13 protein-coding genes are annotated in these 12285 nt (G+C 65.9%); 10 read left to right on the forward strand and 3 right to left on the reverse strand.

Translation table 11 applies throughout. The annotated features are described in order from the left end of the window. Positions 1–81 precede the first annotated feature (81 nt). Together G9473_RS05045 and G9473_RS05050 are read left to right on the forward strand one after the other, a co-directional pair. Positions 82–942, forward strand: coding sequence for a MoxR family ATPase (locus G9473_RS05045; protein ID WP_291136691.1), 861 nt, complete (start codon positions 82–84; stop codon positions 940–942). 86 nt (positions 943–1028) lie between these two features. Then, positions 1029–2102: a hypothetical protein gene (locus G9473_RS05050; RefSeq protein WP_291136694.1), complete on the forward strand. Its 1074-nt coding sequence runs from the start codon at positions 1029–1031 to the stop codon at positions 2100–2102. 3 nt (positions 2103–2105) lie between these two features. Here G9473_RS05050 and G9473_RS05055 read toward each other — a convergent pair whose 3' ends face one another. Continuing rightward, a complete protein-coding gene (locus G9473_RS05055; protein WP_291136697.1) occupies positions 2106–3506 on the reverse strand; it encodes a methyl-accepting chemotaxis protein in 1401 nt (466 codons plus the stop codon). Positions 3507–3642: 136 nt separating this feature from the next. Between G9473_RS05055 and G9473_RS05060 the strand changes: the two genes are divergently transcribed. From G9473_RS05060 to G9473_RS05070, 3 genes are all read left to right on the forward strand, one after another. Next, positions 3643–4827: a VWA domain-containing protein gene (locus tag G9473_RS05060; RefSeq protein ID WP_291136700.1), complete on the forward strand. Its 1185-nt coding sequence runs from the start codon at positions 3643–3645 to the stop codon at positions 4825–4827. A 100-nt stretch (positions 4828–4927) separates the two neighbouring features. After that, the gene (locus tag G9473_RS05065) at positions 4928–5428 is read left to right on the forward strand and encodes a hypothetical protein (RefSeq protein ID WP_291136703.1); all 501 of its coding nucleotides are present in this window, start codon (positions 4928–4930) and stop codon (positions 5426–5428) included. Between the two features lie 89 nt (positions 5429–5517). Next, positions 5518–5853: a hypothetical protein gene (locus tag G9473_RS05070; RefSeq protein WP_291136706.1), complete on the forward strand. Its 336-nt coding sequence runs from the start codon at positions 5518–5520 to the stop codon at positions 5851–5853. On the opposite strand, the gene G9473_RS05075 is transcribed toward G9473_RS05070, so the two are convergent. Further along, entirely contained in the window at positions 5847–7043 is a 1197-nt protein-coding gene (locus G9473_RS05075) for a DUF1343 domain-containing protein (protein ID WP_291138237.1), read from the reverse strand. The genes G9473_RS05070 and G9473_RS05075 overlap by 7 nt on opposite strands. Positions 7044–7162: 119 nt before the next feature. Between G9473_RS05075 and G9473_RS05080 the strand changes: the two genes are divergently transcribed. Beyond that, a complete protein-coding gene (locus G9473_RS05080; RefSeq protein ID WP_291136709.1) occupies positions 7163–7660 on the forward strand; it encodes a TspO/MBR family protein in 498 nt (165 codons plus the stop codon). A gap of 3 nt (positions 7661–7663) precedes the next feature. Here G9473_RS05080 and G9473_RS05085 read toward each other — a convergent pair whose 3' ends face one another. Continuing rightward, positions 7664–8191, reverse strand: a complete 528-nt coding sequence (locus G9473_RS05085; protein WP_291136732.1) for a DOMON-like domain-containing protein — start codon at positions 8189–8191, stop codon at positions 7664–7666. Positions 8192–8268: 77 nt separating this feature from the next. Here G9473_RS05085 and tyrS point away from each other — a divergent pair, with 77 nt between their 5' ends. The 4 genes from tyrS (at position 8269) to cysK (ending at position 12261) form a co-directional block, all read left to right on the forward strand. Further along, entirely contained in the window at positions 8269–9507 is a 1239-nt protein-coding gene (tyrS, locus tag G9473_RS05090) for a tyrosine--tRNA ligase (protein WP_291136735.1), read from the forward strand. A 105-nt stretch (positions 9508–9612) separates the two neighbouring features. Further along, positions 9613–9951 carry a PilZ domain-containing protein gene (locus G9473_RS05095; RefSeq protein ID WP_291136738.1) on the forward strand — a complete coding sequence of 113 codons (339 nt, stop codon included), beginning with the start codon at positions 9613–9615 and terminating at the stop codon, positions 9949–9951. A gap of 167 nt (positions 9952–10118) precedes the next feature. Beyond that, a complete protein-coding gene (locus G9473_RS05100) occupies positions 10119–11339 on the forward strand; it encodes an MFS transporter (RefSeq protein WP_291138239.1) in 1221 nt (406 codons plus the stop codon). Position 11340: 1 nt separating this feature from the next. Next, entirely contained in the window at positions 11341–12261 is a 921-nt protein-coding gene (cysK, locus tag G9473_RS05105) for a cysteine synthase A (protein ID WP_291136741.1), read from the forward strand. Positions 12262–12285: the final 24 nt, after the last annotated feature.

Raw genomic sequence — 12285 nt, forward strand, 5'->3', positions numbered from 1 at the left:
TTGCCAGCGGCGCGCCTCTTGCGCCGCCGGGACGCGCGCCTTATCGCTGCGGGCGCGAAATCCAGTTTTACAGGGAAACCCATGACCGACCAGCAGCAGCGTTTCGAAGGCACCAGCAATTACATCGCGACCGAGGATCTCAAGGTCGCCGTCAACGCCGCCGTGCTCCTGCGCCGCCCGCTGCTGGTGAAAGGCGAGCCGGGGACGGGCAAGACCGTCCTCGCGCACGAGATCGCCAAGGCCATCGACGCGCCGCTGATCGAATGGAACGTGAAATCCACCACCAAGGCGCAGCAGGGCCTCTACGAATACGACGCGGTCGCCCGCCTGCGCGACGGCCAGCTGGGCGATGAACGCGTCCACGACATTTCGAACTACATCAAGAAGGGCAAGCTGTGGGAAGCCTTCACCGCCGAGAAGCTTCCCGTCCTCCTCATCGACGAGATCGACAAGGCCGACATCGAGTTCCCGAACGACTTGCTGCAGGAACTCGACCGGATGAGCTTCGACGTCTACGAGACGGGCGAGCGGATCGAAGCCAAGGAACGGCCCATCGTCGTCATCACCTCGAACAATGAAAAGGAGCTGCCCGACGCCTTCCTGCGGCGCTGCTTCTTTCACTACATCAAGTTCCCCGACCGCGAGACGATGCAGGAGATCATCGACGTCCACTATCCCGGCATCCAGAAGACGCTGGTGAAGAAGGCGATGGACGTGTTCTACGAACTGCGCGAAGTGCCGGGCCTGAAAAAGAAGCCCTCGACCAGCGAGCTGCTCGACTGGCTCAAGCTGCTGATGAACGAGGATATGCCGCTCGAAGTGCTGCAGGATTCGAACCCCAACAACGCGATTCCGCCGCTCCACGGCGCGCTTTTGAAGAACGAGCAGGACGTGATGATGTTCGAGAGGCTCGCCTTCATGGCGCGGCGCAATCCGTCATGAGCCTCGGCGAGGCCCGTCGCTAGCTTCTCCCTTGCCCTGTGGCGCGGGCGACCTATGCTCGCCCGCGTCGCATCGGGGGAGAAATCATGCACAAATCCAGCCTCTTGTTCGGCGCGCTTGCATTGGCCGCCGCGCCCGCGCTGGCGCAGGACGACGCGCCGACTAGGAGCGGCTTCGTCGAACCGGGCCAGGAAGCGCAGCCGGCCTGGAAGCACGAGCCGAGCGGGCTTGCGCTGCCTCCCGCAATCGCCGGGTTCGCCCGCGGGAAGATCACCCGCTTCGACGAGGAAGGGCGCAATGTCGCCATCGCGTTCCGGGGGACCGACGACACCTTCGCCACGCTTTACGTCTACCGCGCGGGCGTGCCTTCAGTCGCGATCTGGAGCGACCGCGCGGCCAGCGTGATGCTCTCGAACAGCAAGCTGGGCGAAGTCGATCCGGACACATTGATCATCGCTCCCTTCTCGCCGCCCGCCGGGGCCGGAGCCGACAGCGGCGTGCGTATCAGCGCGGGCTTTCGCGGCGAGGGAGCGGGCGCGACAGGGCTGTCGCTGCACGTTCACGACGGCTGGCTGGTGAAACTGAGGATGACCTCGCGCAGCCTTTCCGCAGCCGGGCTCGACGCGCGCATCGCAGCCCTCGTCGGCGCGCTCGACCTGCCCCGCGCCAGCGAAACCGCCCCGCTCTATGCGGCGATGGAGGAGTGCGAAAACCGGCTCGATGCCGAAAAGCCCGCGAAGCTCGTGGCGCTCGACATGACCGCGAACATTCTTATTGGCGGGATCATCGGCAGTCTTCGGGATGAGCGGGCCGGAGCCTGGTCCGACCCCGACGCGCGGTGGTGCCGGGACGCGGCATCGCGGCGCGAATACGGGATCTATCGCAGCTCTTCCTCGCGCAATTCCTACCTGCTCGCCTATGGCGACAGCGGGACGAGCCTGTTCGCGGCGCGTTATGGCATGGGTTCGCTTATAAAGCCTTCGCGGCTGTTCCTCGCGGTGCAATCGGACGGCACGCGTGAAGTCGTCTATCCGCCGTTCGACCGGCTGCCGACGCCTGCCCAGATGGCGGGCCTGCCCGGCAACCTCGCCCCCGTCATGAGTTTCGACCTGCGGCCCGGAGCGGATGGCGCGGCGACCATCCATGTCAATGCCGAGTGACCCTCACCGGAAGGTGTAGGCCAGCTCCAGGTGCCCCCATTGCCGCCCGACGATGGTGAGCGGCACGTAGACGTTGCGCACCACGACATATTGCTCGCCGTCGCCTTCCTGGCGGTAGGCGGCCATCATGTAGGGCGCCGTGCTCTGCTTGGCACGCTTGTCGATCGGGTCGAGGATGATCCGCCCGTTGCGGCAATATTGCGTGTCGTGGGTGAGATCGCCGATGGGCTTCCTCGAAAACTCGGAAAGGTGCGTCGGGAGAAAGCCGTTCATGTCGGTGCAGGCGGCGGCCAGCACGCGGCTGTCCGATGCCCTGGTCGCGTCGAGCACGGGGCGCCAGTGCTCGTCGGCATAGTCCGACAGGCCGGTGCGGTAGAGTTGCGGGTTGGTCCCCTCGACCTTGGCATAATCGGTGTCGAACAGCGCGGCTTCGGTCAGCTTGCCCTCGGCCAGTGCCTCTTCGGTGCGCTCGACGATCTGGCGTGCGATGTCCTGCGCGCGTTCGACCATCGCGCTGTCCTCGGGACTGAGCCCGGCGTGGACAATGCGGTCGAACATCTCGCTCGCGGTGAGTTCGAGCTCCTCCATCCGGTGATGTGCGCCTTTCAGCTGCGCCTCATTGCCCTGCGCCGCCTTGTCGAAGCTGACGAGCACGTCCTGCACCGCCGCGACATGGCCGCCGATGGTCCCGGTGGAGCGGGCGATGACGTCGTTCTGACGGTCCACTTCCTCGACCAGTTCGCCGACGCTCGCGATGGTGTTCTCGATCCGCGCGACCGAAGCCTTGGCCTCGCCGCTCGCCTGGCTGCCCGCCTCGATCCGGCCGATGACGACGCCCGCTTCCTCGCCCAGCGCATCGATGGTCGCCGCGATTTCGTCCGTCGCGCGGCGGGTGTCGCTGGCGAGGCTCTTCACCTCGCTCGCCACCACCGCGAAGGTGCGGCCCGCTTCGCCGGCGCGCATCGCCTCGATCGTGGCGTTGAGCGCGAGGATGTTGGTCGTCTCGGCAATGTCCTCGATGTCCTGGGCGCTGCGGCGGACCTGTTCCATCGCGGCGGAGAAGCTGGTGACGTGCTGGCCCAGCGCATCGACCAGTTCGAGCAGCGAGTTGATCTGCCCCAGCGAGGACTGGATGAGCCGCGTGCCTTCCTCGAGCCGGTCGGTCGCGCGTTCGGACAGCAGGCGCGCTTCGTCGCTCGCTTCGGCGACGCGGTTGTGATCGGCCTCGAGCGCGGCGACCGTCTCGCGCAGCGCCTCGTGTTCCTCGCGCAGGGTCTGTGAGGAGCGGATCACCGCCTTCACCACCCCCGCGACATCGCTGCACCCGACCGTGACCGCGCCGCAGCTTTCCGGGATCTTGCCCAGTTCGGCCGCGTCGGCGGTGTCGATTGCAGTCGGCTTCATCGCGTGTCCCCGTGTGGATGCCCCGTTTGTGACAGGGGTCTAACCACGGATGGTTAGCGAAGGTTTAAGGATACCGGGCCCCTCACGCACTTTTGGGGGCTGGAAAGCGGGCGCGCGCGCGGGTAGACCCTCGGCCATGTTCTTCAACTTCGTCGACGAATTGCGCGCCGCCGGGATCGGTGCGAGCTTCAAGGAGCACCTCACCCTGCTGGAGGCGCTCGACCGGGACGTGATCGAGCAGACGCCCGAAGCGTTCTATTACCTCTCGCGCGCGACCTTCGTGAAGGACGAGGGACTGATCGACCGCTTCGACCAGGTGTTTCACAAGGTCTTCAAGGGCGTGCTGACCGATTACGGGCAGAACCCGGTCGAGATTCCCGAGGACTGGCTGAAGGCCGTCGCGGAAAAGATGCTGTCCCCTGAAGAAATGGCCGAGATCGAAAAGCTCGGCAGCTGGGACGAGATCATGGAGACGCTGAAGAAGCGGCTCGAGGAACAGCAGAAACGCCACGAAGGCGGCAACAAGTGGATCGGCACGGGCGGGACCAGCCCCTTCGGCAATTCGGGCTACAATCCCGAAGGCGTGCGGATCGGCGGCGAGTCCAAGCACAAGCGCGCGGTCAAGGTCTGGGAAAAACGCGAGTTCAAGAACCTCGACAACACCAAGGAACTCGGCACCCGCAACATCAAGATGGCCCTGCGCCGCCTGCGCCGCTTCGCGCGCGAAGGCGCGGCGGACGAGCTCGACATCGACGCGACGATCGAGGGCACGGCGAAGCAGGGCTGGCTCGACATCCATATGCGCCCCGAACGGCACAATGCGGTGAAATTGCTGCTCTTCCTCGATGTCGGCGGGTCGATGGACCCCTTCATCAAGCTGTGCGAGGAGCTGTTCAGCGCTGCCACGAGCGAATTCAAGAACCTCGAATTCTTCTACTTCCACAACTGCCTCTACGAAGGCGTGTGGAAGGACAACAAGCGCCGCTGGCAGGAGCGCACCAAGACGTGGGACGTGCTCCACAAATACGGCCACGATTACAAGGTGATCTTCGTCGGCGACGCGGCGATGAGCCCCTATGAGATCACCCATGCGGGCGGCAGCGTCGAACACATGAACGACGAGGCCGGCGCGGTCTGGATGAAGCGCGTGACCGACACCTACCCCGCGACCGTGTGGCTCAACCCCGTGCCCGAAAAGCAGTGGGGCTATTCGCAATCGACCAAGATGATGCGCCAGCTGGTCGACGACCGGATGTATCCGCTCACGCTCGACGGGCTCGACGATGCGATGCGCGAGCTTTCGCGCAAGCAGGGGCATTGAGCCGGACCGCGTTACCCCCTCGCACGTCGATCAACGGCCCCTGAGTTTGCCAACATAGGTTGGCAATTCTACCCCCCGGGTCCAGCAAGAAGGGGGAAATATGCGTCTTATTCAAAGCTTTCTCGTCGCCTCGGCTGTCGCGCTCGCGGCTGCAAGCCCGGCTTCGGCCAAGGATTATTTCGTCTCGATCTACTGGAGCAAGCCCGGCGACGTCTGCGACGGCTCGCAGGAAAACTGGGTCATGATCAACGCCGAACCCTTCGTCTTCAGCACGTCTGGCGAAGGCGGGAATGCGAGATATTTCGCGGCATACCGCTGGGCCTTCCTCGATTTCATCGAGCGCAAGTATCCCGACATCCTCGCCCAGTTCAAGGATCACACCAAGGCGACCCACGGCCGCGAGCCCTATGCCCATTCGCGCGCCGAGTGGGAGGAGAAAGTCCTGCGTGGCGGCTATTACGACCTCGACGAACAATGCGGGAAGACCGTCCGCATCCCGCTCGACGGCTTCGTGGCTCCCGAACGCTTCGACGGGACGTGGATTTCGGAGGAGCGCAAGCAGGAACTGCGCGACTACTTTACCTATAATCCCTATCGCTAGAACGACCCGCGCAGGCTGGGGGACGGTTTCGCGGGAAACTTCCGGGCCAAGGTGCGATATGCTATCCTCCTGAAAAAAAGGAGGAGACCATGCGCTTTTACGCCCTGCCCCTCGCCGCGATCGCTCTCATGGGCGCGGACGAACCGCCCGCTGCGGAAAGCCGGAACCCGGCCGAGGCCGAAGCGACGCCCGACCGCGAAACGTGCCGCGACCGGATCGAACAGGTCCGCCGCGCTTCGGGCCAGCCCCCCCTGATGCAGCGCGGCCCGGCGACGCCCGACGATCCGTTGATGATCTACGCGGTCGACCGGCGACAGGACGGCTGCGCGGTGATGGTCGTGAAGGGCGAACCCGCCGACATCCGCCCCCTGCCCGAGCCCCCGCACGACGGCAAGCTGCTGTGGCGGGCGGAGCCGTCTCAGTAGAGCAGGTGTTCGCGCACGTCCGCGATCCACGCCGCCTCGTCGGCTGACGCCAGCGCATCGAGGTCGCCGGGAGCCGCCTCGGCATCATCGACCCATTCGCGCAGGGACGGTCCGCCGTTGATGACGTCGATCGCGAGGCGCTCCAGCTCGTATTCGTAGGGAAAATCGCGCCACAGGTCGTAATCGCGATAGAGCCTGCGGATCGCCTTGAAGGTGAGCGCCTGAAGCCGCCACGGGCGGAAGGCGTCGTGCCCATAGAACGGCCCTTCCGCGTGCAACATCAGGGCGTTGCATAGCGAACCTGAGTGCTTGTGGAAGGTCGGTTCGAACCAGCATTCGCGGATCGCGGCGCCTTCGCACCACTCCGGGGCAAGCGCGCGCATCTCGGCCAGCACGGCCTTGGCGTCGACATCGGGCGCGCCGAACAGGACTTCCAATGGCCGCGTGGTTCCGCGTCCTTCCGACAGCGTCGTGCCTTCGAGCATCACCGTCCCGGCATAGCAGCGCGCCATGTTGACGTTGGCGGCATTGGGCGAAGGGTTCACCCACACGCGCGAGGGCGGCCAGCCCTTGCCCTCGCCGTCCGGCTGCCAGCCCTTCATCGCCACCACGCGGTAATCGACGTCGAGCCCGAAATGGCGGACGAACCAGTGCCCCATCTCGCCCAGCGTGAGGCCGTGCCGCATCGGCATGGGCGCGGCGCCGACGAAGCTTTCCTGCCCCGGCACGAGCATCGTCCCTTCGACCGGGCGCCCGGCGGGGTTCGGGCGGTCCAAGACCCACACGGATTTCCCCGTCTTCGCCGCCTCTTCCAGCAGGTAGAGCAGGGTCGTGACGAAGGTGTAGATGCGGCAGCCGAGATCCTGCAGGTCGAACAGGAAAACGTCCGCGCTGTCCATCATCCGCGCCGTGGGCCGCCGAACCTCGCCATAGAGCGAGAAGACCGGGATGCCGTAGACCGGATCGAACTCGTCCGCGGTCTCGACCATGTTGTCCTGCTTGTCGCCCTTGAGGCCATGCTGCGGGCCGAAGGCGCTGGTGACGTTCACCCCCGCCCCGATGATCGCATCGAGGCTGTGGACGAGGCCCGCCGTCACGCTCGCCGGATGGGCGATGAGCGCCACGCGCCGACCCTCCAGCTCGGTCAGGAGCGAGCGGTTTTCGAGCAGGCGGTCGATGCCGAATTTCACGTCAGTCATGGCAGGGAGCGTTGGCGCAGCCGCGCGGCCAAGGCAAATCTTTTGCGCCCCGCGCCGAGCGTTCATGAACGCGCGCGGGAACCAAGCGGCGTGCCTTTCGCTTGTGCAGCATGAGCATCGAGTGGACCCCTGCGATCATCGCCGCTGCCTGGGCGATCATCCTCGGCGGCGCGGGCGGCGCGCTGACCGAGATCGGGGAGTGGTATCGAGGCCTCAAAAAGCCGAGCTGGCAGCCGCCCGACTGGCTGTTCGGCCCGGCCTGGACGATCATCCTCGGCCTGTCGGGCTGGAGCTTCTACCTCGCCTGGACCGCCGCCGAAACGACCGCGGGCGGCATCGCCATCGGCGCGCTGTTCGGGGTGAACTTCGTCCTCCACCTCGCCTGGTCGCCGCTCTTCTTCAAGGTAAAGCGACCCGATTTCGCGCTGGTCGAGAATGTCTTCCTGTGGATCTCGGTGTTTTCGCTGTGCCTGTTCCTGCCGACATGGTCGCCGCTCGCCGGGTGGCTCAACATTCCCTATATTTCATGGGTCAGCTTCGCGCTGCTGCTCAACTGGAAGATCGTGCAGCTCAACGCCCCATTCGGTCGCCGCCCGCAAGAAGCTTGAGCATCACGCCTCGACGATAAGCTGGCGGCAGGCTTCCGAATGGAAATCGGGCGGCCCTGGCGGGAAGGCGAGCGCCCAGTATTGCAGCGCCCCGTTCGCGTGTTCGATCACCGTGGACAATCCCACCTGCGCGGGAGATGGCAGGTCGGCCGCGATGCTCGCTTTGAGCACCAGCTCCCCCGCCCCGTTCGCGCTCGCGTGCGAGCAGGCCACCGAAATCCCCGCGACTTCCGCCTCGCGCATTCCCTCGCGGTAACGCTCGAATGCATAGGCGGCCCAGCGGCCCGAGGGGGCGAGGTTGAATTCGCGGTAGCCTTCCTCCCCGATCCCCTGCAAGAAAATCTCGAAGCAGGTGCTTTTCCAAAGCCCGTCGGTGCGCACCGAGGGGCCGGAGGGCGGCAGGACCACCCCTTCGAGCGATCCGTCGAGGCGGAATTCGGCCTCGCAGCCGATTGCACTCGCGCGCAGCGAGGCGGTGACGGCGCGCACCGGGCCGAGGTCGCAGGAGCGGTGGAGCATCAGGGGGATCATGCGCCCCTGATGCCACAGCTTCCGGTGCAAGCAAGGCTCTAGGCGACCCGCCAAACCGCTGGTAAGCGCCTGCGCCCATGAGCACGGCCACCGAAACTTACGAATCCGATCTCCTGCGCCTCCTCGACGAGCGCGGCTATATCCACCAGGTCACCGACCCGGCGGGCCTCGACGCGCTTGCCGCCAAAGGCATCGTGCCGGGCTATATCGGCTTCGACGCGACCGCGCCCTCGCTCCATGTCGGCAGCCTCGTCCAGATCATGATGCTGCGCCGGTTGCAGCAGGCCGGGCACAAGCCGATCGTGGTGATGGGCGGCGGGACGACCAAGATCGGCGACCCGTCGGGCAAGGACGAAAGCCGCAAGCTGCTCACCCCCGAGGTCATCGATCAAAACATCGCCTCGATCTTCACCGTGTTCGAGCGGCTGCTGACCTTCGGCGACGGGCCGAGCGATGCCGTGATGGTCAACAACGACGAATGGCTCGCGCAGCTGGGCTATATCGAGCTGCTGCGCGATGTCGGCCCGCATTTCACGATCAATCGGATGCTGACCTTCGATTCGGTCAAGCTGCGGCTCGAGCGCGAGCAGCCGCTGACCTTCCTCGAATTCAACTACATGATCCTGCAGGCCTACGACTTCCTCGAACTGGCGCGGCGGTATGACTGCCGCTTGCAGATGGGCGGTTCCGACCAGTGGGGCAACATCGTCAACGGGATGGAACTGGGCCGCCGGATGGAGGGGCGCGAGCTGTTCGGGCTGACCACGCCGCTGCTGACCACCGCCGACGGGGCGAAGATGGGCAAGACCGCCTCAGGAGCGGTGTGGCTCAACGAGGACCAGCTGCCCGCTTACGATTTCTGGCAATACTGGCGCAATTGCGACGACCGCGACGTGGGCCGTTTCCTGCGCCTGTTCACCGACCTTCCGCTGGATGAGATCGCGCGGCTCGAAGCGCTCGAAGGAGCCGAGATCAACGATGCCAAGGTCGTGCTGGCGAACGAGGTGACGAAGCTGGTGCGCGGGGCCGACGCGGCGCGCGCCGCCGAAGCGACTGCGCGGGAAACCTTCGCAGGCGGCGCGGGCGAGGACCTGCCCTCGCTTGCCGTGGGCGCGGAAGGGATGCGGATCGGCGCGGTGCTGACCCAGCTCGGCTTCACCGCCTCGAATGGCGAGGCCAAGCGCAAGCTCGCCGAAGGCGCGGTGAAGATTGACGGCGAGGCGGTGAAGGATCCCGCCCACCTCGTCCTGCCGGGCGAAGGCGAAACCCTGCGGCTCAGCCTCGGCAAGAAGAAGCACGCGCTGGTCACGCGCTGACGCCGCACGAAGGTAAAGCCGCGCGTAAGCATGGGGTTTTACCAAATGTCAGCCTTTATCTCCCATTAGGAAAGCCTTGCGACAGCCAATGGAGGAAGGGGCGCCGTGTCCGTCGGAGCGAACCTGAGCGTTACAGACCTGCGCCGCGCGGCGCGTCACCCGGTCGATTTCCCGGTGATCGTCGAGCATTTCCAGCACGGCGACCTGAACCTTCACGTCTGCAACCTGTCGGCCCACGGCTTCATGGTGGACGATGCGCACAGGCTTGCGCGCGGCGACCGGATCATCATTCGCCTGCCCGTGGTGGGCCGGATCGAAGCCTATTGCATCTGGACCCGCGACACGCGCGCGGGCTTCCAGTTCGAACGCATCATCCGCCTCGACGATTTCGTCGCGATGATCGACACGCTCCAGCCCAATCCGCGCCTGCGCCGGGGGCGCTGAAACAAGAGCGCGCCAAGGGCGCTGAAAGCCGCACTTGACGCGCTGCTAGCAGCGCTCGCTTGGCAGGCGCGCGCCAGCCTGCCATGGGCGGCTGCGTGAACGAGCCTGCCCAGACCCACCCTTTCCGCGTCGCCAATTTCCGCGCCTACTGGCTGAGCCGCCTCGCCATGACGCTGGCGCAATACGCCATGCTGCTCATCATCGGTTGGCAGACCTACAACATCGCGCGCGATGCGGGCATGAGCATTCCCGAAGCCTCGGGCCAGCTGGCGCTCATCGGCCTGTTGCAATTCCTGCCGCTGTTCGTGCTGACGCCGTTCTCGGGCCTTGCCGCCGACCGCTTCGACCGGCGCGCGCTGGGGCGGCTGACGGTGCTGCTGCAACTGGCCTGCGCCGGCGTGCTCGCATGGACCACGGGGACGGAAGCGATCTCGCTGCCGATCCTCTACGCGGTCGCCATCGTGCTCGGCATTGCGCGCGGGTTTGCCGGGCCGGCGCTTTCCGCCCTCGCCCCGAACCTCGTGCCCAAGGCGATCCTGCCCACGGCCATCGCCCTGTCCTCGATCGCGTGGCAGGTCGGCATGATCGGTGGGCCGGCGCTGGGCGGCTATCTCTATTCGGTCGAGCCGCACCTGCCCTACACCGTCGCAGCCGCACTCTTCGCTGTGTCGGCGACCGCGCTCACCTTCATAGGCCGCGTCCCCCAGCCCGCTGCGCGCAAGGACCAGCGCCCCATCGGCGCGATCGTCGACGGGCTGCGTTACGTGGTCCACAACAAGATGGTGCTCGGCGCGATCACGCTCGACCTCGCCGCCGTGTTCCTCGCCGGGGCCACCGCGCTCTTCCCGGTCTATGCGCGCGACATTCTCGAGGTCGGAGAGACGGGGCTGAGCCAGCTCGCCATGGCCCCGGCCATCGGCGCGGCGATCACGGCGGCGTGGTTCTCCTTCCGCCCGATCAATTCCAATGTCGGCCCCAAGATGCTCGGCGCGGTCGCGGTCTTCGGCCTCGCCACCATCGTCTTCGGCCTCTCGACCTCGATGCCGCTGTCGCTCGCCATGCTTTTCATCGTCGGAGCGGCGGATATGTTCAGCGTCTATATCCGCCAGTCGCTGATCCAGCTGCACACGCCCGACGACAAGCGCGGGCGCGTTTCCTCGGTGAGTCTGCTTACCATCAGCGCGTCCAACGAAGGCGGCGATTTCTTCTCCGGCACGCTCGCCTTCCTCATCGGCCCGGTCGCGGCCGTGGTGGCGGGCGGAGCGGGCGCGGTGCTGACGGTCGGCCTGTGGGCGAGGCTATTCCCCGTGCTCGTCACCACCAAGACCTTCGATCCGCCGCCGGACCTGCTAGACAGCGAACCAGACATAAAAACACAGGAGGCCTGACATGAAAGCAGCCAATATCCTCGAGACCATCGGCGGCACGCCGCATATCCGCCTGTCGCGCCTGTTCCCCGATCACGAGGTCTGGGTGAAGTCGGAACGCGCCAATCCCGGCGGCTCGATCAAGGACCGCATCGCGCTCGCCATGGTCGAGGACGCGGAAGCTTCGGGCAGGCTCAAGCCCGGCGGGACCATCGTCGAGCCGACCAGCGGCAACACAGGGATCGGCCTTGCCATGGTCGCCGCGGTCAAGGGCTACCACCTCGTCCTCGTCATGCCCGAATCGATGTCGATCGAGCGCCGCCGGTTGATGCTCGCCTATGGCGCGACCTTCGACCTCACGCCCAAGGAAAAGGGCATGAAGGGCGCGATCGAGCGCGCGGCCGAACTGGTCGAGACGACCGAGGGCGCATGGAGCCCCAGCCAGTTCGAGAACCCGTCGAACGTTGCGGTCCACGCCCGCACCACGGCACAGGAAATCCTGCGCGATTTCAAGGACTCCCCTATCGACGTGATGATCACCGGCGTCGGCACGGGCGGACATCTGACGGGCTGCGCGGAGGAGCTCAAGACAGTCTGGCCGGACTTCAAGGCTTACGGGGTCGAGCCCGAAGCCTCGCCCGTCATCAACGGCGGCGCACCCGGCCCGCACCCGATCCAGGGCATCGGCGCGGGCTTCATCCCCGACAACCTCCACACCAATGCGATCGACGGCGCGATCCCCGTCGCCGCCGACGATGCCAAGGAAATGGCCCGCAGAGCCGCGCGCGAGGAAGGGATGCTGGTCGGCATTTCCAGCGGAGCGACGCTCGCGGCCATCGCCAAGAAACTGCCCGAATTGGACAAGGGCGCGCGGGTGATGGGCTTCAACTACGACACGGGCGAGCGCTACCTGTCGGTCCCCGACTTCCTGCCGGTCGAATAAGGTCGGCACAGCTCGCAAGCGGGA

This window comes from Erythrobacter sp. (assembly GCF_011765465.1).
Lineage (GTDB): Bacteria > Pseudomonadota > Alphaproteobacteria > Sphingomonadales > Sphingomonadaceae > Erythrobacter.